Source organism: Bacillus sp. B-jedd (genome assembly GCF_000821085.1).
GTDB lineage: Bacteria > Bacillota > Bacilli > Bacillales > Cytobacillaceae > Bacillus_D.
In genome coordinates this window covers 43,737-62,360 of the sequence record NZ_CCXR01000001.1, presented here as the reverse complement: position 1 = coordinate 62,360, position 18,624 = coordinate 43,737, and the positions used below count along the sequence as shown (strand labels likewise).

Genomic DNA, 18,624 nt, shown 5'->3' with positions numbered 1-18,624 from the left:
CCTATCAACCTGATCGTCTTTCAGGGATCTTACCAGTTTAACACTGTGGGAAATCTCCTAGTGCCAAGGCATCCACCGTGCGCCCTTTCTAACTTAACCTAAAAGGTTCATTCACTCTTAAATAAGAGAGAAAACTAAAATGGCGATCACTCGGTTCTTCTTGGTTACTTCTTCTTACATTATCCAGTTTTCAAGGAACAAGGAAGTCTTGAGGAATTGCTCCCTCAAAACTAAACAAACAAGCGGTCAACTTACGGACCGAAGGTCCGCATTCCGATTGCCCAAAGGCAATATCCTTAGAAAGGAGGTGATCCAGCCGCACCTTCCGATACGGCTACCTTGTTACGACTTCACCCCAGTCATCTGTCCCACCTTAGGCGGCTGGCCCCTTGCGGTTACCCCACCGACTTCGGGTGTTACAAACTCCCGTGGTGTGACGGGCGGTGTGTACAAGGCCCGGGAACGTATTCACCGCGGCATGCTGATCCGCGATTACTAGCGATTCCGGCTTCATGCAGGCGAGTTGCAGCCTGCAATCCGAACTGAGAATGGTTTTATGGGATTGGCTTCACCTCGCGGCTTCGCTGCCCTTTGTACCATCCATTGTAGCACGTGTGTAGCCCAGGTCATAAGGGGCATGATGATTTGACGTCATCCCCACCTTCCTCCGGTTTGTCACCGGCAGTCACCTTAGAGTGCCCAACTGAATGCTGGCAACTAAGATCAAGGGTTGCGCTCGTTGCGGGACTTAACCCAACATCTCACGACACGAGCTGACGACAACCATGCACCACCTGTCACTCTGTCCCCCGAAGGGGAACGTCCTGTCTCCAGGAGTGTCAGAGGATGTCAAGACCTGGTAAGGTTCTTCGCGTTGCTTCGAATTAAACCACATGCTCCACCGCTTGTGCGGGCCCCCGTCAATTCCTTTGAGTTTCAGCCTTGCGGCCGTACTCCCCAGGCGGAGTGCTTAATGCGTTTGCTGCAGCACTAAAGGGCGGAAACCCTCTAACACTTAGCACTCATCGTTTACGGCGTGGACTACCAGGGTATCTAATCCTGTTCGCTCCCCACGCTTTCGCGCCTCAGCGTCAGTTACAGACCAGAGAGTCGCCTTCGCCACTGGTGTTCCTCCACATCTCTACGCATTTCACCGCTACACGTGGAATTCCACTCTCCTCTTCTGCACTCAAGCCCCCCAGTTTCCAATGACCCTCCACGGTTGAGCCGTGGGCTTTCACATCAGACTTAAGAGGCCGCCTGCGCGCGCTTTACGCCCAATAATTCCGGACAACGCTTGCCACCTACGTATTACCGCGGCTGCTGGCACGTAGTTAGCCGTGGCTTTCTGGTCAGGTACCGTCAAGGTACCGGCAGTTACTCCGGTACTTGTTCTTCCCTGACAACAGAGCTTTACGACCCGAAGGCCTTCTTCGCTCACGCGGCGTTGCTCCGTCAGACTTTCGTCCATTGCGGAAGATTCCCTACTGCTGCCTCCCGTAGGAGTCTGGGCCGTGTCTCAGTCCCAGTGTGGCCGATCACCCTCTCAGGTCGGCTACGCATCGTCGCCTTGGTGGGCCATTACCCCACCAACTAGCTAATGCGCCGCGGGCCCATCTGTAAGTGACAGCCGAAACCGTCTTTCAGCTCATCGACATGTGTCAATGAGGGTTATCCGGTATTAGCCCCGGTTTCCCGGAGTTATCCCAGTCTTACAGGCAGGTTGCCCACGTGTTACTCACCCGTCCGCCGCTGAGGTTTCGAAAGCAAGCTTTCAAAACCTCCGCTCGACTTGCATGTATTAGGCACGCCGCCAGCGTTCGTCCTGAGCCAGGATCAAACTCTCCAAGAAAGAGTATGAGTTTAGCTCATAAAGTTACGTTGGCTCATGATCCGAAGATCATGATAAATATTGTTTGTTGACGCTTGTTTGTTTAGTTTTCAAGGAACAAAACTGCTGTGATCGATGGCTCTTTTTTGAAATTCCCAGCAGCTGAAAACAGCTCTGCAAACCTCAACAAAAGAAGCGATATCGCTCAACAGCGACTTTCTAATTATAACATCTTAAAAAGTATAAAGTCAATAACTTTTTTAAGTTGCTAGGTTGCTGTCCAGCAGCAACGTTTATTACTATAACAACTAAAAAAAACAAAGTCAACAATTCTTTTTAATATTTTCAAATGGAAAATTACACTAAAGCTGACCCTTCTTTCTGGATTTTTTGCGCATATATCTCAGGCATTCTCCTGGCAAGGCTAGCCTCCTGAACAAAGCAAATAAAATTGTATATCGTTCCTCCATCGCTTTTTTAGCAATATGGTCAATTCTTTCATCATCGAGATCGAAAAGAATCTCTTCCATTTCTCTTTTAACCAGGTATTCAATTTCCTTTGCTTCTTTTGCATTAATAAGCAACCCAATCATCCAATTACCACTCCTGAATAAATCTTTGAGATTATACTTTCCAGTAAATTCTATATGTATGTAAGATAGGAGATGATTTTCTCAATCATACTTCTCCGGAACAATACATACATTTAGTACAAGGAATTGTATGGACGGGGGTCATGAAGGTGAACTTTTTCTTTGTATTAAACGGAAAGCGAATGAAACAAATTACGCTCATTATCGTCTCCGCTTTTTTCACAGCCTGGATTGTTTATATGGAAAATTTAGTTCAAATGCCCGTATTTTCAACTAAAGATGGGCCTAAAGCGGTGTATAAAGGAGAAAAGGATATTGCCTTGACTTTTAATATTGGCTGGGGAGATGAAAAAGCTGCACCCATTTTAGATGTGCTTGAAAAGGAAAATGTTAAATCGGCTACATTCTTCTTATCCGGGGCTTGGGCCGAACGCCATCCGGACTTAGTTGAAAGGATTGCCAAACAAGGATATGAAATAGGGATCCTTGGATATGGGTACGAGGATTATACGGCCTTGGAGGAAACCGAAATTAGAAAAGACCTTGCCAAGGCGCAAACTGCTTTTGGTAAGTTGAATATTAAAAAAATCTCATTAATCCGAGCCCCTACCGGCCATTTTGATAAGAGGACTCTGAAAATTGCCGAGCGGTTTGGTTTTACGGTTGTCCATTGGAGCATTGACTCGGAGGATTGGACCAATCCCGGGGTAAAGAAAATCCTTAAAAATATGGATAACGCAGCAGCCGGAGATATCGTACTTCTTCATGCTTCTGACTCCGCCAAGCAAACGGCTAAAGCTCTCCCTGATATTATTCAAGGACTAAAGGGAAAGGGGCTTAACTTTGTCACAGTCTCAGAGATGATCGCTAACGGAAAAACCAAATCCGAGGAGGTCAGGTAAAAGAATTACAATCAGTAGAATCATCTTTCTCCCTCTCTAAGATAATAAAAAGCCGCCCATTAATTGGACGGCTTGTTTTTACTTTTTTTCTTAGTGGTTTTTTCAGGAACTTGTTTGGACTTTCCCTGCGCTTTTTTCCGTTCTTCCAACGACTTCTCATTCAACTTGTGAAGAATTAAGATCTGGTATCCGTTGCATACCAGCAGCGGGAAAAGCATGAGATAAAACCAGCCGCCCTCATTTACCCTTAGGACAGGAACCCACTCCAGCACCGTACCGACAATCATAAAGAATAAAGCCGGAATAAACGCTTCCCTGGTGGTCTGTTTCATTTTTTGCCAGGCGACCACAAGGCCCACCACCAGAACAATTAAAGCGGGAATAATATAAGGGAACAGTCCCTCTCCCTTTTCCGCAAAGGCGGTATACCTTAAATAAACAAGATCAAAAAGGACAAAGGCCGCGATAACTGCCTGTACACTATTCCAAAGCTTCGCTGACTTGAAAATCCCCAGTCCAAATCGATGGACGGTCAAATATGCAAAAAAGCCCATTTGGCTTAAAAGGCTAAAGATGAATCCAACCCCAATTAACCACATTAATACGGATAGAACTTCTAGAACCTCAAAGTGGGTGAATAATGGGGCGAATTTATCCCAGCGTACAAAGAATCCGGTTATGACCGTTACTATTGCCCCTAGGAACAGTGTGTTAATAAATAATTTTACCCAATTTCGGCTAGTCACAATTTTTCCCCCAGCACTGCATAAATGCATTTATATTTTTCACGGGCAGGTAACTGCATCCGCTTGCGGCTTCATTTTTTGACAAAAGCCGCCACAATTCATTGTACCAACAGGTTCTTGAAAAATCCAGGCATTCTCTTTAAGCGAATAATTGACAGCTTTTTTCTTCATCCTAATGGTAAGCGCCTATTATGAAGGGAGTCTCTTGGGATGAATAAGAAATTTCTTTTGCTGCCAATTGCCCTTATGCTGATACTGACAGCCTGTGCGGGCGGCGGAGCAAGTCAAGTTGAAAGCAAACTCAATTATGAAGAGACGAAAAAGATGCTAGTCGATATTCTCCATACAGATGATGGTAAAAAGGCAATTCATGAAATTATGACTGACGAAAAGGTTAAAAAAGAATTCATTATGGACCAGGCCGCGGTCACGGATACTGTTCAAAAAACATTAGTCTCAAAGGAAGGGGCTGACTTTTGGCGGGAATCTCTAAAAGATCCGAAGATTGCCGCAGCACTCGCAAAAGGGATGAAAACCGAAAATGAAACCCTTTTGAAGGAGTTAATGAAAGATCCTGAGTACCGTTCCATGATGATTGAAGTTTTTAAAGAGCCCGAGATGCAAAAAGAAATGGCGGATGCCTTAAAAAGCAAAGAGTTTCGCCTCCATCTTCAGACGGTAATTGCTGAAGCAATGCAGAGCCCTTTATTTAAGACCAAAATGCAGGATTTGCTTTTGCAGGCTGCCAAGGAATCCGTTGCCAAAGAGGGAAAGGGCGGGCAGGGCGGCGGTAAAAGCGGTGGCAGTGAAGGCGGAGGAAATAAGTAAAGCGGCCAACGACTTTGAGAATATAAAAAGCCTCTCCGTAACTATGGCCGGAGAGGCCTCTTCATTATTTTTCCAGCATGCCGATAACCTTGTCGGCAATCTGGAGGTAAATTCCGCCCAGTTTTTCTTCTTCCTGATAGATGGAAGGCGCAAAGTCATTCTCATCCCAATCCGGCTGCCCCAATGGTAGCTGGCCGATCACTTCAGTATTCAATGCCTCAGCAAGCCGCTGGCCGCCGCCCTGACCGAAGATATATTCGCGTTCCGCTGTAAGCTTGCTCTCAAAATAAGCCATATTTTCAATAACGCCCAGGATTTCATGTTCTGTTTTGAGAGCCATTGCACCAGCTCTCGCCGCAACAAAAGCAGCTGTCGGATGAGGCGTTGTCACAATGATTTCCTTGCATGAAGGAAGCATAGTGTGAACATCAAGCGCCACATCCCCTGTTCCTGGAGGCAAGTCGAGCAGAAGGTAGTCGAGTTCGCCCCAATTCACTTCTTCAAAAAAGCTGTTCAGCATTTTGCCAAGCATTGGGCCGCGCCAGATAATCGGCGAGTTGTCTTCTACAAAAAAGCCCATAGAGATGACCTTTACGCCAAAACGCTCGACCGGAAGGATTTTATCGTTTTTAACTGCCGGACGCTCGGTGATACCCATCATATCCGGAACACTGAACCCGTATATATCGGCATCGATCAGGCCGACTTTTTTGCCGAGGCGGGCCAGCGAAACAGCCAGATTAACTGAAACCGTTGATTTCCCTACTCCGCCCTTACCGCTCGCAATCGCGATAAAGGTCGTTTTGCTGCCTGGGGACAGCAATCCTTGTCCTCCGGATTCCGCCATTGCCGCGCGGTGCTCAGCAAGGACTTCCTCGGGAAGTTCACTGAAGCGAAGACCGACTGAGGCGGCGCCGCGGCTTTTTAAAGCGTTGACAATTTCGCCCTGAAGCTGCAGCTGTTCGGGAGTTCCCGTCTTGGCAATCGCAATTTTGACACTGACGTGGTTCTTTTCTTCCTTCACTTTTATTTCTTCAATTGCATTCAGTTCACCCAGCGATTTATGTAAAAATGGCTCCTGTAAACCGCTTAACGTTTCCCGTACAATAGCCTCTGTAATCACCTAGAGCACCTGCCTTATTGTTTTGGTTTTAACTGCCTTTGAAAGCATGGCATGTCTTTATATTATAGCATACGGTATGGACAGGCTGTTAACTGGCGCACACCCTTCACAGTTTTTTAAAATCTCTTGCGCAAATAAAGAGGATGCAAGCGCACCCTCTTTGTTAATCTGTGAAATATCTAATTATTCCTTTATATATTGAAGCCGCGACCATTTCCTGATAGGAGTCGCGCTCCAGGTTTTCCTTTTCGGCTGGATTGGAAAGGAACCCTACTTCGACTAAAACACCCGGCTTCTCGGCATTGCGAAGAATGTATACACTGTTCAGCGGCTTCGCTTCTCTTGTTGTATTTTCAAGGTTGACCCTCAGCTCTTTCTGAACCAGCTTTGCGGCTTTTTTATTTTCCTTGTAATGTGTGCTATAAAAGGTCTGCGCACCGCTCCAGCGGGGAGAAGGAATGGCATTCAAGTGGACGCTAACAAAGAGGTCTGCATCCGATTCATTTATCATTTTTAGCCTTTCCTTCAAATCTGCAGTCTTTCTGCGACTAAGGCCTTTCATATCGACCGGTGCCAAATCTTTATCGGTTTCCCGGGTCATGATGACTATTGCTCCCTGCTGCTGGAGGAAATCACGCAGCTTTAAGGAAATATTCAAAGCAATATCTTTCTCCTGAGTCGGCCGCACCCCTGCCCCGCCATCAGCACCGCCATGGCCGGGGTCCAGAAGAATCACCTTCCCGGATAGGGGCAAACTCCATGTGTTCCAGGAGTGATTTTCGGAAAAGTCATATTGGATAATAATGAATAACATAATAAGAGCCGCTGCAAAAACAGTCCGTTTCAATCTTCGTTTCGACACTACCTCAGCCCCCTGCCCGTCCTTTTCCCTTTCACTATATGGCTCGTAAAAGGATTTTAGAACACAGGTTGCCTTGCGGGAGTGCATTTGGGACTTATTTTAGTGCAGGCGGAGTTTTTGGCGGCGCCGAGCTTTTTCATATCCGTCCATCCACCATGCCCGGACATACTGCTCACAAGACAGATACAGGGATTCACTATAGATCCCTTCATCTCCAGCTCCCCAATACAGGAGAAAGTTGTATAAGGTATCTATTAAATGGGTCTCCTCAGCCTCACAGCGGCTTAAAATCATTTCAAGCTTCTCTCCGGCAAAGCTAAACTTGCTAAAATTCGCTCCGAGCAAAAATGCTTCAAGCGCCACATCATAGCAAGCCTCCTGGATGCCGGAATTTTGAAAAAGACCGCTTGCAAGCCTGACGGAGCCAAAGTACTCCTGAACTTTTTTCTTCAATTCAGTTATCGAAATGTCCTTAAGGACCGAACGTTCATATTTAATCTGTTTCGCGCGCCTTTTTTCTGTAAAGGTTGTAATGACATTCACTTGCTTTCACCTCTTACAGCTAGTCTTTAACTGCAATGCGGGGAGAATACAGATTCCTTCTCTGAATCCTTTTCCAGTTTTACAATCAATTAGAAAGATGAGACTGCTGCCAACCGCCTAAGGCAATTTAAATTTATTCAGGGTTTGATAAAGGACTCGGTAATACTTATAAAAGCAGATTAGTCAATTTAGAGCCTATGCTAATTTAAGACAGCAAGGCATTTTGGGAAGGATAAAAAAAACAGGGTGGAATCCCCTCCGGCAGAATTTAACCAAAGCAGGGGAAACCACCCGAAAATCACAACTAGTATTCTTAATGGGCCGGCGAGGTCTGGACTTGCTTTTGTTCCGACCTGTCAACAACTGCGGCACCTACTATATCACCAATAACATTTGAGGCTGTTCCGCCCATTCCAATAATCGCATCGACACCTGCAATCAGCGCAACAATCTCTAACGGCAACCCAAACATTGTCAGAACCGCTGATAATGTAACTAACCCTGCCGCAGGAACTCCTGCTGTCCCGATCGATAGGAGCGTACCAATAAGGATAATGATAAAAAAGTCAGATAGTGATAGCTGGAAATTAGTAACATTGGCTGCGAATACAATCGAAACCCCCATTCGCAATGCGCCACCATCCGAGTTAAAAATCGCCCCTAGAGGTAATGCAAAATTCGCTGTTCTTTCTGAAATTCCCGCTTTTTTTGCTGCATTAATCGCTATAGGCAGCGATGCAATACTGCTGGATGTGAAAAATGCCGTTGTATACGCCTCTTTTGTTTGTTTGAAGAAATTAAGTACAGGTGTACCGCTTAACTTCAAAAAGCCGGAATAGACCACTGTCCAAAGCAAGAAAATACCTAGATAAAAGACACCAATAAACGTAAGAAGGGAATATAGCGCCCCCCAGCCCTGATGACCAAAGGCATTGGCACCTATTGCAAAAACACCGATTGGCGTGTAAGCCAGGACCCCTTTTAAAATCTTATATAACATTTCATTAAATGCTGTAAAAAACCGATCAAGAAGGTTTCCATATTCCTGCATTTTCTGATCAGTTGAAAATTTCATTGAGGAAATAGCCAAGCCTACAATTACCGCAAGGAACATAATGGCCATTGTGTCTCCAGCCGCAAAGGCTTGGAACATATTATCCGGAATAATTTGCAGAATTATATCCGCAAAATGCGGCGTTTCCGGCTTTTCTACATGGATGTTCGGTAAAGTTAACTGTGCTCCCGGATTAAACCATAATGCTAAACCAAGACCAATCAAGACAGCCGCGGCGGTTGTTGCTGCATAATAGAGAATCAATTTCCACCCAATTCTGCCCAGCTGCGTGATACTCATTTGATTGACTGCCTGCACAACTGTCAGGAAGATTACCGGTACGGCGATCAGACTCAAGAGGCGGATGAGGATCGTCCCAAAAGGCTTTAATACTTCCGCATCTGTTTTAAATGTCAGCCCGACTATAATCCCTAACAAGAAACCTACAGCCATCTTTAAAACGAACGGAATTTCTTGATACTTTCTCCAAATATTTTTCATCATACCTTATCCTTTAGTAAAATTTTTACATGAAAACAATTATATCATTTAATCTAAAAAAGCGGAAAAGCATTTAGCTAACACTTAATCTAGATAGAACCATCCCCCACCCATAAAAGTGTCATACAAACAAAAAGACCCTTTCCACAAAAGTGAAAAGAGCCTTTAAATGTTGATAAATTAACGCTTCGAGAACTGAGGAGCACGACGAGCGCCTTTAAGACCGTATTTCTTACGCTCTTTCATACGTGCGTCACGAGTCAGAAGGCCTGCGCGCTTCAGAGTTGGACGGAATTCTGGATCAGCTTGCAGCAATGCGCGGGCAATGCCGTGGCGGATAGCGCCAGCTTGGCCAGTGTAGCCGCCACCCTTAACGTTTACAAGGATGTTGTAGCTGCCAAGAGTTTCAGTAGCATTAAGTGGTTGCTTAACTACTTCACGAAGAGCTTCGAATGGAATGTAGTTAGTGATGTCACGATCATTGATTAGAATTTGGCCATTGCCTGGTACGAGACGTACGCGGGCAACGGAGCTTTTACGACGGCCTGTGCCGATATATTGAACTTGTGCCAAGTTAATACCCTCCCTTTATTATCCGCGAAGTTCGTAAACTTCTGGTTTTTGTGCTTGATGCGGATGCTCGCTGCCTGCATAAACGTGCAGCTTTTTGAACATTTGACGGCCAAGAGAATTCTTTGGAAGCATGCCTTTAATCGCAAGCTCGATCATTTTCTCAGCATAGTTCGTGCGCATTTCAAGTGCAGTCCTTTGCTTAAGGCCGCCTGGGTGGTTGGTGTGGCGGTAGTAAATCTTGTCATGCAGCTTGTTGCCTGTAAGAGTTACTTTAGATGCATTCAAGATGATGACATTGTCACCAGTGTCAACATGCGGTGTGAATGTTGGTTTATTTTTTCCACGTAGAATTGCTGCAACCTCGGAAGCAAGGCGTCCAAGAGTTTTGCCTTCAGCATCAACTACGTACCATTTACGCTCGATAGTATTGGCATTCGCCATAAACGTTGTACGCATGGGTTTCCCTCCTAGTTAGATCAAAAAAAGTTAGTTCGCGCATCATTCGGCTCTGGGGACTCACTCTGTTCCGGGAGCGGTCCTGGGCTTTTCTCTGCGCGTGTCAAGGTCATGTTCATATATTTCTAATCACGATGAAGACTTTCCGGGGCTTTATCGTGGGATTAAAATACACACATATGATATATTAAATGCTTAGAGCCCCAATGTCAAGAAAATATTGTACACCAGGTTTAGTTGTTTTTACTTTTTTTCGGTATCTCCATAAAATACTTCCCATAAATACAAACCGTGGGCCGGTGCGGTTTTGCCCGCAAGTGTCCTATCCCTGGCAAGGATCAGGCCAGGGATTTCTCCAGCCTTTCTTGCCCCCGCCCCAACCTCGATGAGTGTACCTGTCAGGATTCTGACCATATTGTATAAAAATCCAGTTCCCTTGAACCTCAGTTCAAGGGTTTCTTCTATTTTTGCAAAAGAAATTTCCTCGATCGTCCTGACCTTATCGATCACTTCAGTTCCCGATGCGCAAAAGCTGGAGAAGTCATGAGTCCCGGACAAATAGCCTGCCGCTTCTTCCATTGCCTTAAGACCAAGCGGGTAGGGATAATGGAAGGCGTAATTCCGCATAAACGGGTCCCGGTTTTTGCCTAAATAAAGGATGTAGCGATACTCCTTTCCCGCTGCATCGAATCTGGCATGGAAGCCACTGTTCGCCTTCTCGACGGATAGAATCGATATTTCCCCGCTGAGCATTGAGTTCAAAGCAATTGGCCACCGCTCTTCAGGTATAGAAAGCGGCGAATCGAAGTGGATGACCTGGCCCCTTGCATGGACGCCAGAATCGGTCCGGCCTGAAGCGGTCACTTTGACCTGCGTTCCTTTATGAAGCTTGGACAGGACCGCTTCCAACTCGCCCTGGACCGTCCGCTTGCCAGGCTGGACCTGATAGCCGGCAAAACCTGTCCCATCATACGAAATAATACATTTATACCGTTGCATGATATCCTCCCTTAAGACCGCAGGAATACGAGAACAACAGCCAGCACCAGTAGCAAGACGAGCTGTATGGTGTCGGCTGTCCCCCAGTGCAGCTGTCGGAAACGGGTCCGCCCTTCACCGCCCCGGTAGCCGCGCGCCTCCATTGCGGTCGCAAGATCCTCAGCACGCTTGAACGAGCTGACAAACAACGGAATTAATAATGGAATGATTGCTTTAACACGATCTTTAATCGGTCCGCTGGCAAATTCAACGCCCCTGGCACTCTGGGCTTTCATAATTTTGTCAGTTTCCTGCATAAGTGTCGGAATGAACCTGAGGGAAATCGACATCATCAGCGCCATTTCGTGCACCGGAAACTTTATCTTTTTTAATGGGTTCAAAAGGATTTCAAGACCGTCGGTAATCTCAATCGGCGTTGTTGTCAATGTCAGAAGTGAAGTGACAAGAATCAGGAAAAAGAACCTCATCGAAATGAAAATCCCTTGTCTAATTCCTTCTTCATAAATTTTCATAAACCCGAGGTCGACGACCACATCGCCTTCCTTCGTTAGGAACAGGTGGAGCAATAAGGTAAAGACGACGAGAAACAGAATGGGCTTAAGTCCTTCCAACAGAAATCGGATTGGAATCCGTGACAGGCTGAGCAGATAAAAGGTGTAAACACCGAGCAGGGCATAGGTGAAAATATTATTTGCGATAAAGACAATACAGACGAAAGCAAAAACGAGAATTAGCTTTGAGCGCGGGTCCATTCTATGGATTAGTGAATCCGCAGGGACATAGCGTCCGAATATCATCTTTTCCATCATGGCCGCCCACCCCCTTTATAGCGGGCTATCGCCTCGGACAAGTCTTCAATCGTCAAATATGTCCTGTCCAGTCTGGCGCCCATCTTCTCTTCCCATTTCAGCTGGAACCTGACCGCTTCAGGTACATCCAGGCCAAGCGAGACCAGCTCGGACGGATTGGAGAAGATTTCTTCGGGAGTGCCGGTTTTAACCGTCCTGCCCTCCTGCAAAATCGCGATTTTATCCGCATACCTGGCCGCGTCTTCCATGCTGTGTGTCACGAGAACGGTCGAGAGTCCCTGTTCTTTATGAAGCTCGTAAAACATGTCCATGATTTCTTTCCTTCCACGAGGGTCAAGCCCCGCAGTCGGTTCATCAAGGACTATCACTTCAGGCTCCATTGCCAGGACCCCTGCGATCGCGACGCGGCGCATTTGGCCGCCTGACAAATCAAAAGGGGACTTTTGCAATACTTCCTCCCCAAGTCCGACTTGTCCAATGGCAATCCGCGCCCGTTTCCTTGCTTCCTCTTCCGGCACGCCGAAGTTCATCGGCCCGAAGCTAACATCCTTTTCAACAGTTTCCTCAAATAGCTGATGCTCCGGAAACTGAAAGACAATCCCGACTTTTTGGCGGACAGACTTCAAGTTTTTCTCTTTCTTTCCTGCCCTTAATTCCCTGCCGCCAATTGTGACGCTTCCCGATGTGGGCTGCAGAAGTCCATTCAAATGCTGAAGAACGGTCGATTTCCCTGATCCCGTATGGCCTATAATCGCCAAGTAAGTGCCCGTTGGGATTTCGATGGAGACATCACTGACGGCCACCCTTTCAAAAGGCGTACCCGCCTGGTATTTATATCCTACATCTTTGAGTGATATGTCCATAGTTCCCTCACCAACTCTTCTTCAGACAAATAATGTTTAGAAAGATTTATTCCCTTCTCCGTCAAGGCCTTGCCCATTTTGACCGCAAAAGGAATATCGAGCCCCAATGAAACAAGCTCTTCATCAAGAGCGAATATTTCATTTGGTGTTCCTTCCCGGTAGAGCCTTCCCTTGTTCATGACAATGATCCGGTCCGCCTTCGCGGCCTCGTCAAGGTCATGTGTAATGGAGATCACCGTCAGAGAGGCTTCTTCCTTCAGCAGCCTCACCGTTTCAAGAACCTCTTCCCTACCTCGCGGGTCGAGCATCGATGTCGCTTCATCCAAAATGATGATAGAAGGCTTAAGTGCCAGAACGCCTGCAATCGCGACTCGCTGTTTCTGCCCTCCGGACAGATGGTGCGGCTCTTGATTAAGAAACTTTTCCATCTTAACCTTCGCCAATGCTTCCGGTACCCTGACGGCCATTTCCTCTTGCGGAATGCCGTTGTTTTCCAAACCAAAAGCCACATCATCTTTTACAGTTGTGCCAACGAATTGATTATCCGGATTTTGAAAAACCATTCCCAGCTTTCTGCGGATATCCCAAACTGTCTTCTCATTTAGCGGAATGCCATCAATATGAATAGTCCCCTGCTGAGGATATTGGAGGCCATTCAGTAGCCTTGCAAGCGTCGATTTACCTGAACCATTATGGCCAACGATTGCGAGCCATTCCCCTTCATAAACATTGAAACTGACATTTTGGACCGCATATCGGTCACTGGAAACGTATTGGAATGAAATATCAGCTAGACTGATAATCTCTTTCTTCATTCTCGCCATCCTCCCCTCGGCTCATCTTATCTCTTCTCTTCTCGTTCATAAAAGTCCTGTAATGCAAAAAAAGCCTGCACCCCGCCCCCCTACAGATTTGCCAATCTGATGAAAACAGGGTTTCTTTGTAAGAAACGGGAGGGGTGCATGAGCTAGACGGGACAGGAAAGGAAGGCAGATGATACAACGGAAGACTGCCATCCTCCGAATTCTCTATGGTGTTAATCCTGCTGGCCGGTTATCGAAAAACGATATTCCTGCCCATCGTAACGCTCTTTTTGGCTTGTTCGGTTTACCTATTTAACTGTCAAGCTGGCGCCGTGGCGCCTACGCTTTTCTTGTGTCCAGCTGCGGTGCCTAGCCCCTCGAGGTCGCTTCGGTCCCGAAGGTGAAGTCAAAGAACGACTTCTCCTTCGGGCCCTCCAGCGCTTGTCAGGGCTGACCAGGCACCTTCGCTTTTCATTGTCCAGCTCCAGTGGCCAGCGCCTAGTGTACTTCGGTCTCCTCCTTACGATAAGTCAACATCGATTCACTTCGTTCATCGTGTTTCCTTTATCTCGATCGGAGCCCTCCAGTCCATACGGCGCTAAACGGCCACTTCCGCTTTTCTTTTAAAAAAGGCAAGAAACAAGTTTCATGGAACTGTCCCTTGCCTTGATTGCGGTGTTATTATACTAGCTCAATGATGACCATTGGTGCACCGTCGCCGCGGCGAGGACCAATTTTCATAATGCGAGTGTATCCACCCTGACGCTCTTCGTAACGAGGAGCGATGTCAGCAAACAACTTCTGCAGTGCATCTGTGTTGTTTTCAGCATCAGCTACTTCGTTGCGGATGTAAGATGCTGCCTGGCGGCGTGCATGCAAGTCTCCGCGCTTTCCGAGAGTGATCATTTTTTCTACAACAGAACGCAATTCCTTCGCACGTGTTTCAGTTGTCTGGATACGTTCATTAATAATTAGGTCAGTTGTAAGGTCACGAAGCATCGCTTTACGCTGGGCGCTTGTGCGGCCTAATTTTCTGTATGCCATGAAGGGTTCCCTCCTTTGTTGAAGTCAGTTAAGGCTGTGGTTGGCTGTTGCCGGATAAACTAGTCATCCTTGCGCAGGCCTAAACCTAGCTCTTCGAGTTTCGCTTTTACTTCCTCAAGTGATTTACGGCCTAGGTTGCGTACTTTCATCATGTCTTCTTCGGTCTTGTTGGCAAGCTCCTGGACAGTGTTGATTCCCGCGCGCTTCAGACAGTTATAAGAACGAACCGACAGGTCAAGTTCTTCAATCGTCATTTCGAGGACTTTTTCTTTTTGGTCTTCTTCTTTTTCAATCATGATTTCAGCATTTTGCGCTTCATCGGTCAAGCCAACAAAGATATTCAAATGCTCGGTCAAAATCTTCGCTCCAAATGCAATGGCTTCCTGTGGGCCTGTGCTGCCGTCTGTCCATACATCCAGGGTCAATTTATCGTAGTTGGTCATTTGGCCAACACGTGTATTTTCCACCTGGTAGGAAACACGGGAAACCGGAGTGTAGATAGAGTCAATCGGAATCACGCCGATTGGCTGATCTTCCCTCTTGTTCTGGTCAGCTGGCGTATAGCCGCGTCCCCGCCTAGCAGTCAAACGCATACGAAGATGTCCGTTTGAACCTAATGTAGCAATATGCAAATCTGGGTTAAGAATTTCAACATCACTGTCATGGGTGATATCGGAAGCCTTTACCCCGCCTTCGCCCTGTACATCGATTTCAAGCGTTTTTTCTTCATCGGAGTATATTTTTAGTGCGATTTTCTTAATGTTCAAGATGATGGATGTAACATCCTCAACGACACCTTCAATTGTTGAAAACTCATGAAGTACACCATCGACCTGAATCGATGTGACTGCGGCACCTGGGAGTGAAGATAGTAGGATACGACGTAAGGAGTTACCCAGAGTTGTACCATATCCACGCTCAAGTGGCTCTACGACGAACTTTCCGTATTTGGCATCATCGCTGATCTCAACCGTTTCGATTTTTGGTTTTTCTATTTCGATCATCAAATATACCCTCCTTCAAAACGTCGAAAACCCGGCCGGCCTTTGCCTAACCGAAATTCCCCCATGTATTCGTCCCTGTTTGTGCACAACAACTGGAATATTGAATCTGCATGAACGAAATTAGTATCATATCCCATTATAGACATGGATACAAATTCTATACAGAAAAATTAAACACGGCGGCGTTTTGGCGGACGGCAACCATTATGCGGAACTGGAGTTACGTCTTTGATTGCTGTTACTTCAAGTCCTGCAGCCTGAAGGGCACGGATGGCAGCTTCACGGCCTGCGCCAGGTCCTTTTACAGTAACTTCAAGTGTTTTCAAACCATGTTCCATAGATGTTTTGGCAGCAGTTTCAGCAGCCATTTGCGCAGCGTATGGAGTGGATTTACGGGAACCCTTAAATCCAAGCGCACCTGCACTTGACCAGGAAATAGCATTACCATGTACATCAGTGATTGTCACAATTGTATTGTTAAATGTTGAGCGAATATGAGCGACACCCGCTTCGATATTCTTTCTCACACGGCGTTTGCGAGTATTAGTTTTACGTGCCATTTTTAAGTACCTCCTTTACTGATTACTTCTTCTTGTTCGCTACAGTTTTACGTGGGCCCTTACGCGTACGTGCATTGTTCTTCGTGTTTTGTCCACGAACAGGCAAGCCGCGGCGATGGCGCAATCCACGATAGCTTCCGATTTCCATCAGACGCTTGATGTTAAGGGAAACTTCACGGCGAAGGTCACCTTCAACTTTAAGCTTGTCGATGATGTCACGGATTTTGTTCAGTTCGTCTTCAGTAAGATCGCGAACACGAGTGTTTTCAGAAACGCCCGCTTCAGCAAGAACCTTCTGAGCAGTATTTTTACCAATACCATAGATGTAAGTTAAAGAGATTACCACACGTTTTTCACGAGGGATATCTACACCAGCAATACGTGCCATATAAGACTCGCACCTCCTTTAAAATTAGCCTTGTTTTTGTTTGTGTTTAGGGTTTTCGCAAATAACCATTACTTTCCCGCGTCTGCGGATAACTTTGCACTTTTCGCAGATCGGTTTTACAGATGGTCTGACTTTCATTATCCTAACCTCCTTAGCAGTACGGAGTGCAATCGGCCTATTTGAAGCGGTAGGTGATCCTGCCGCGCGTTAAGTCATATGGGGATAGCTCCACTGTTACTTTATCGCCAGGCAGAATTCTGATAAAGTGCATACGGATTTTGCCTGAAACATGGGCAAGAATCGTATGGCCATTTTCTAATTCTACCTTAAACATGGCGTTTGGCAAAGTTTCAATTACTTTACCTTCAATTTCAATTACATCATCTTTAGCCATCGATTTCGTCTCCCTTCTCTTGATCGGACAGGCATTCATTGATGAACCTTGTAAGCGCGAAGCGCAATTTTCCGTTCGTCACGCAGCCTGTTTCAATGATACTGTTATAAACTTCTGGAGCTATGCGGTCCAATAGTTGGAGATGACGGATATTCTTTCTCTTTGGACGATTACTTTTTCGCTTTTCGCCATCAGCTACCAGAACAAATTGATCATCAACCAACCCTATTATTATAACATATTGGCCGGATTCGCGTCCGCTTTTAACAAGGGCGATCTGCCCGGGAACAATGCGCGGGATGCCATCACAGTTTTGTGAGGATCTCAAAGCCTGTTTCCGTTATGGCAATCGTATGTTCAAAATGGGCGCAGTTTTTTCCGTCAACTGTTACAACTGTCCAGTCATCAGCCAGTGTTTTCACATACCGGCTTCCCGCATTTACCATCGGTTCTATTGCCAGCACCATTCCAGGCCTGAGCCGCGGGCCTTTATTGGGCGGTCCGTAATGCGGAACCTGGGGATCCTCATGTAAGTCTTGCCCTACTCCGTGCCCAACATACTCGCGTACGACGGAAAAACCATTTTCCTCAACGTACACCTGTATTGCATGCGATATATTAGAGAGACGCTCGCCTGGCTTAGCTTCTTCCAGCCCTCTGTAGAGGGACTGTTCTGTCACTTCCAATAAACGTGCTGTTTCATCGTCTATTTTCCCGACTGCATACGTCCAGGCCGAGTCACCGTGATAGCCGTTGTATTGGGCTCCGATGTCGATGCTGATGATATCCCCTTCCTTTAAAACCCGGCCGCCCGGAATGCCGTGCACGAGCTCTTCGTTGACTGAAGCGCAAATGCTGCCGGTAAAGCCGTTATAGCCTTTAAAAGAAGGTATCGCATCGTGCTTGCGGATAATTTGTTCTGCAACACGGTCCAGTTCTTTCGTGGTGATTCCCGGAGCAATATGCTTCTTTAGCTCCTCATGGGTCAAAGCCACAATCCTGCCCGCTTCCCGCATAATTTCCAGCTCACGAGGCGTTTTACAAATGATCATTCACTCAAGCCCCCAAGCAATTCTTCAATGTCAGCAAATACTTCGGAAATCTCACGCTGGCCATCGATATTGCGCAAGTAGCCTTTTTCTGAGTAAAAATCAAGCAGAGGCTTGGATTGTTTGATGTTCACATCGAGCCTGTTTTGCACAGTTTCGGCATTGTCATCGGCCCTTTGGTAGAGCTCCCCGCCACAGCGGTCGCAGACGCCTTCACTGGAAGGAGGATTAAAAACGAGATGATATGTGGCACCGCAGTTTTTACAAATACGGCGGCCCGTTAGGCGTTCCATCAAAATGGACTGGTCGACCTCAATATTGAGGACATAGTCAATTTTTTTGCCAAGCCCTTCAAGCATGCCTTCAAGTGCTTCAGCCTGAGGTACCGTTCTCGGAAATCCATCAAGAAGAAAACCATTTTCGCAATCTTCTTTGCTTAACCTCTCACGAACAATGCCAATTGTCACTTCATCCGGGACCAGAGCCCCTTCATCCATGAATGCCTTTGCCTTTAATCCCAAATCCGTGCCTTCTTTCATAGCTGCACGGAACATATCTCCTGTCGAGATATGCGGAATTCCATATTTATCTACAATTTTTTCAGCCTGTGTGCCTTTTCCGGCGCCAGGCAATCCCATTAATACTAAGTTCATTGCATCTACCCCCTTGGGGATTGAGTGGTTATAGGGAACAGCCGTC

General features: G+C 46.5%; 23 protein-coding genes, 1 rRNA gene and 1 other annotated feature (1 of these 25 cut by a window edge). Of the genes, 2 read left to right on the top strand and 22 right to left on the bottom strand.

What is annotated here, in order from left to right; translation table 11 throughout:
• Positions 1 to 48, bottom strand: a sequence feature (23S ribosomal RNA rRNA prediction is too short); it reaches 52 nt to the left of the window's first position.
• Between the two features lie 252 nt (positions 49 to 300).
• Both BN1002_RS00380 and BN1002_RS00375 read right to left on the bottom strand, forming a co-directional pair.
• Positions 301 to 1,852, bottom strand: a 16S ribosomal RNA gene (locus tag BN1002_RS00380).
• A gap of 341 nt (positions 1,853 to 2,193) precedes the next feature.
• On the bottom strand, positions 2,194 to 2,424 hold the full coding sequence (locus BN1002_RS00375; RefSeq protein WP_048823048.1) for a hypothetical protein: 231 nt from the start codon (positions 2,422 to 2,424) through the stop codon (positions 2,194 to 2,196).
• Positions 2,425 to 2,573: 149 nt separating this feature from the next.
• On the opposite strand from BN1002_RS00375, the gene pdaB reads away from it, so the two are divergent.
• Positions 2,574 to 3,326: a polysaccharide deacetylase family sporulation protein PdaB gene (gene pdaB, locus BN1002_RS00370; RefSeq protein WP_048823047.1), complete on the top strand. Its 753-nt coding sequence runs from the start codon at positions 2,574 to 2,576 to the stop codon at positions 3,324 to 3,326.
• Positions 3,327 to 3,385: 59 nt separating this feature from the next.
• Here the strand turns inward: pdaB and BN1002_RS00365 are convergent, their stop codons facing one another.
• Positions 3,386 to 4,072, bottom strand: a complete 687-nt coding sequence (locus BN1002_RS00365; protein ID WP_048823045.1) for a KinB-signaling pathway activation protein — start codon at positions 4,070 to 4,072, stop codon at positions 3,386 to 3,388.
• A 210-nt stretch (positions 4,073 to 4,282) separates the two neighbouring features.
• On the opposite strand from BN1002_RS00365, the gene gerD reads away from it, so the two are divergent.
• The gene (gene gerD, locus BN1002_RS00360) at positions 4,283 to 4,900 is read left to right on the top strand and encodes a spore germination lipoprotein GerD (RefSeq protein WP_048823044.1); all 618 of its coding nucleotides are present in this window, start codon (positions 4,283 to 4,285) and stop codon (positions 4,898 to 4,900) included.
• A gap of 64 nt (positions 4,901 to 4,964) precedes the next feature.
• Here the strand turns inward: gerD and BN1002_RS00355 are convergent, their stop codons facing one another.
• The 19 genes from BN1002_RS00355 to BN1002_RS00265 form a co-directional block, all read right to left on the bottom strand.
• Complete coding sequence (locus tag BN1002_RS00355) at positions 4,965 to 6,023, bottom strand: P-loop NTPase (protein WP_048823043.1); 1,059 nt, start codon at positions 6,021 to 6,023, stop codon at positions 4,965 to 4,967.
• A gap of 163 nt (positions 6,024 to 6,186) precedes the next feature.
• A complete protein-coding gene (gene cwlD / locus BN1002_RS00350) occupies positions 6,187 to 6,837 on the bottom strand; it encodes an N-acetylmuramoyl-L-alanine amidase CwlD (RefSeq protein WP_048827645.1) in 651 nt (216 codons plus the stop codon).
• Between the two features lie 147 nt (positions 6,838 to 6,984).
• On the bottom strand, positions 6,985 to 7,428 hold the full coding sequence (locus BN1002_RS00345) for a DUF2521 family protein (protein WP_048823042.1): 444 nt from the start codon (positions 7,426 to 7,428) through the stop codon (positions 6,985 to 6,987).
• A gap of 313 nt (positions 7,429 to 7,741) precedes the next feature.
• The gene (locus tag BN1002_RS00340; RefSeq protein ID WP_231574952.1) at positions 7,742 to 8,986 is read right to left on the bottom strand and encodes a dicarboxylate/amino acid:cation symporter; all 1,245 of its coding nucleotides are present in this window, start codon (positions 8,984 to 8,986) and stop codon (positions 7,742 to 7,744) included.
• A gap of 177 nt (positions 8,987 to 9,163) precedes the next feature.
• Positions 9,164 to 9,556 (bottom strand): 30S ribosomal protein S9, encoded by a 393-nt coding sequence (gene rpsI, locus BN1002_RS00335; RefSeq protein WP_048823040.1) that lies wholly within the window; start codon positions 9,554 to 9,556, stop codon positions 9,164 to 9,166.
• Between the two features lie 18 nt (positions 9,557 to 9,574).
• Entirely contained in the window at positions 9,575 to 10,012 is a 438-nt protein-coding gene (gene rplM, locus BN1002_RS00330; protein WP_048823039.1) for a 50S ribosomal protein L13, read from the bottom strand.
• 243 nt (positions 10,013 to 10,255) lie between these two features.
• The gene (gene truA, locus BN1002_RS00325) at positions 10,256 to 11,011 is read right to left on the bottom strand and encodes a tRNA pseudouridine(38-40) synthase TruA (protein ID WP_048823038.1); all 756 of its coding nucleotides are present in this window, start codon (positions 11,009 to 11,011) and stop codon (positions 10,256 to 10,258) included.
• 11 nt (positions 11,012 to 11,022) lie between these two features.
• Complete coding sequence (locus tag BN1002_RS00320) at positions 11,023 to 11,820, bottom strand: energy-coupling factor transporter transmembrane component T family protein (protein ID WP_048823036.1); 798 nt, start codon at positions 11,818 to 11,820, stop codon at positions 11,023 to 11,025.
• On the bottom strand, positions 11,817 to 12,683 hold the full coding sequence (locus tag BN1002_RS00315; RefSeq protein ID WP_048823035.1) for an energy-coupling factor ABC transporter ATP-binding protein: 867 nt from the start codon (positions 12,681 to 12,683) through the stop codon (positions 11,817 to 11,819). Before BN1002_RS00315 ends, BN1002_RS00320 begins: the two co-directional genes overlap by 4 nt.
• On the bottom strand, positions 12,659 to 13,498 hold the full coding sequence (locus tag BN1002_RS00310; RefSeq protein WP_048823034.1) for an energy-coupling factor ABC transporter ATP-binding protein: 840 nt from the start codon (positions 13,496 to 13,498) through the stop codon (positions 12,659 to 12,661). The genes BN1002_RS00315 and BN1002_RS00310 overlap by 25 nt, the downstream gene beginning before the upstream one ends.
• A 669-nt stretch (positions 13,499 to 14,167) precedes the next feature.
• Positions 14,168 to 14,530, bottom strand: a complete 363-nt coding sequence (gene rplQ / locus BN1002_RS00305; RefSeq protein WP_048823032.1) for a 50S ribosomal protein L17 — start codon at positions 14,528 to 14,530, stop codon at positions 14,168 to 14,170.
• A 59-nt stretch (positions 14,531 to 14,589) separates the two neighbouring features.
• Positions 14,590 to 15,534 carry a DNA-directed RNA polymerase subunit alpha gene (locus tag BN1002_RS00300; protein WP_048823031.1) on the bottom strand — a complete coding sequence of 315 codons (945 nt, stop codon included), beginning with the start codon at positions 15,532 to 15,534 and terminating at the stop codon, positions 14,590 to 14,592.
• A gap of 170 nt (positions 15,535 to 15,704) precedes the next feature.
• Positions 15,705 to 16,094, bottom strand: coding sequence for a 30S ribosomal protein S11 (rpsK, locus tag BN1002_RS00295; RefSeq protein WP_048823030.1), 390 nt, complete (start codon positions 16,092 to 16,094; stop codon positions 15,705 to 15,707).
• Positions 16,095 to 16,116: 22 nt separating this feature from the next.
• Positions 16,117 to 16,482: a 30S ribosomal protein S13 gene (gene rpsM, locus BN1002_RS00290; RefSeq protein WP_043931545.1), complete on the bottom strand. Its 366-nt coding sequence runs from the start codon at positions 16,480 to 16,482 to the stop codon at positions 16,117 to 16,119.
• A 24-nt stretch (positions 16,483 to 16,506) separates the two neighbouring features.
• Positions 16,507 to 16,620: a 50S ribosomal protein L36 gene (rpmJ, locus tag BN1002_RS00285; RefSeq protein WP_000868344.1), complete on the bottom strand. Its 114-nt coding sequence runs from the start codon at positions 16,618 to 16,620 to the stop codon at positions 16,507 to 16,509.
• 37 nt (positions 16,621 to 16,657) lie between these two features.
• The gene (gene infA / locus BN1002_RS00280; RefSeq protein WP_048823029.1) at positions 16,658 to 16,876 is read right to left on the bottom strand and encodes a translation initiation factor IF-1; all 219 of its coding nucleotides are present in this window, start codon (positions 16,874 to 16,876) and stop codon (positions 16,658 to 16,660) included.
• Entirely contained in the window at positions 16,869 to 17,204 is a 336-nt protein-coding gene (locus BN1002_RS00275; protein ID WP_197072711.1) for a KOW domain-containing RNA-binding protein, read from the bottom strand. Before BN1002_RS00275 ends, infA begins: the two co-directional genes overlap by 8 nt.
• Positions 17,182 to 17,928 (bottom strand): type I methionyl aminopeptidase, encoded by a 747-nt coding sequence (gene map, locus BN1002_RS00270; RefSeq protein WP_048823028.1) that lies wholly within the window; start codon positions 17,926 to 17,928, stop codon positions 17,182 to 17,184. The genes BN1002_RS00275 and map overlap by 23 nt, the downstream gene beginning before the upstream one ends.
• Entirely contained in the window at positions 17,925 to 18,578 is a 654-nt protein-coding gene (locus tag BN1002_RS00265) for an adenylate kinase (protein ID WP_048823027.1), read from the bottom strand. Before BN1002_RS00265 ends, map begins: the two co-directional genes overlap by 4 nt.
• Between the last annotated feature and the right edge of the window lie 46 nt (positions 18,579 to 18,624).

Excerpts from the sequence above, each read along its gene's own strand:
- rpsK (WP_048823030.1), bottom strand. The coding sequence starts at position 16,094 with ATGGCACGTAAAACTAATACTCGCAAACGCCGTGTGAGAAAGAATATC.
- BN1002_RS00315 (WP_048823035.1), bottom strand. The coding sequence starts at position 12,683 with ATGGACATATCACTCAAAGATGTAGGATATAAATACCAGGCGGGTACG.
- rpmJ (WP_000868344.1), bottom strand. The coding sequence starts at position 16,620 with ATGAAAGTCAGACCATCTGTAAAACCGATCTGCGAAAAGTGCAAAGTT.
- infA (WP_048823029.1), bottom strand. The coding sequence starts at position 16,876 with ATGGCTAAAGATGATGTAATTGAAATTGAAGGTAAAGTAATTGAAACT.
- BN1002_RS00310 (WP_048823034.1), bottom strand. The coding sequence starts at position 13,498 with ATGAAGAAAGAGATTATCAGTCTAGCTGATATTTCATTCCAATACGTT.
- gerD (WP_048823044.1), top strand. The coding sequence starts at position 4,283 with ATGAATAAGAAATTTCTTTTGCTGCCAATTGCCCTTATGCTGATACTG.
- rpsM (WP_043931545.1), bottom strand. The coding sequence starts at position 16,482 with ATGGCACGTATTGCTGGTGTAGATATCCCTCGTGAAAAACGTGTGGTA.
- rplM (WP_048823039.1), bottom strand. The coding sequence starts at position 10,012 with ATGCGTACAACGTTTATGGCGAATGCCAATACTATCGAGCGTAAATGG.
- BN1002_RS00340 (WP_231574952.1), bottom strand. The coding sequence starts at position 8,986 with ATGATGAAAAATATTTGGAGAAAGTATCAAGAAATTCCGTTCGTTTTA.
- map (WP_048823028.1), bottom strand. The coding sequence starts at position 17,928 with ATGATCATTTGTAAAACGCCTCGTGAGCTGGAAATTATGCGGGAAGCG.
- BN1002_RS00300 (WP_048823031.1), bottom strand. The coding sequence starts at position 15,534 with ATGATCGAAATAGAAAAACCAAAAATCGAAACGGTTGAGATCAGCGAT.
- cwlD (WP_048827645.1), bottom strand. The coding sequence starts at position 6,837 with ATGTTATTCATTATTATCCAATATGACTTTTCCGAAAATCACTCCTGG.
- BN1002_RS00375 (WP_048823048.1), bottom strand. The coding sequence starts at position 2,424 with ATGATTGGGTTGCTTATTAATGCAAAAGAAGCAAAGGAAATTGAATAC.
- BN1002_RS00265 (WP_048823027.1), bottom strand. The coding sequence starts at position 18,578 with ATGAACTTAGTATTAATGGGATTGCCTGGCGCCGGAAAAGGCACACAG.
- BN1002_RS00320 (WP_048823036.1), bottom strand. The coding sequence starts at position 11,820 with ATGATGGAAAAGATGATATTCGGACGCTATGTCCCTGCGGATTCACTA.
- rplQ (WP_048823032.1), bottom strand. The coding sequence starts at position 14,530 with ATGGCATACAGAAAATTAGGCCGCACAAGCGCCCAGCGTAAAGCGATG.
- truA (WP_048823038.1), bottom strand. The coding sequence starts at position 11,011 with ATGCAACGGTATAAATGTATTATTTCGTATGATGGGACAGGTTTTGCC.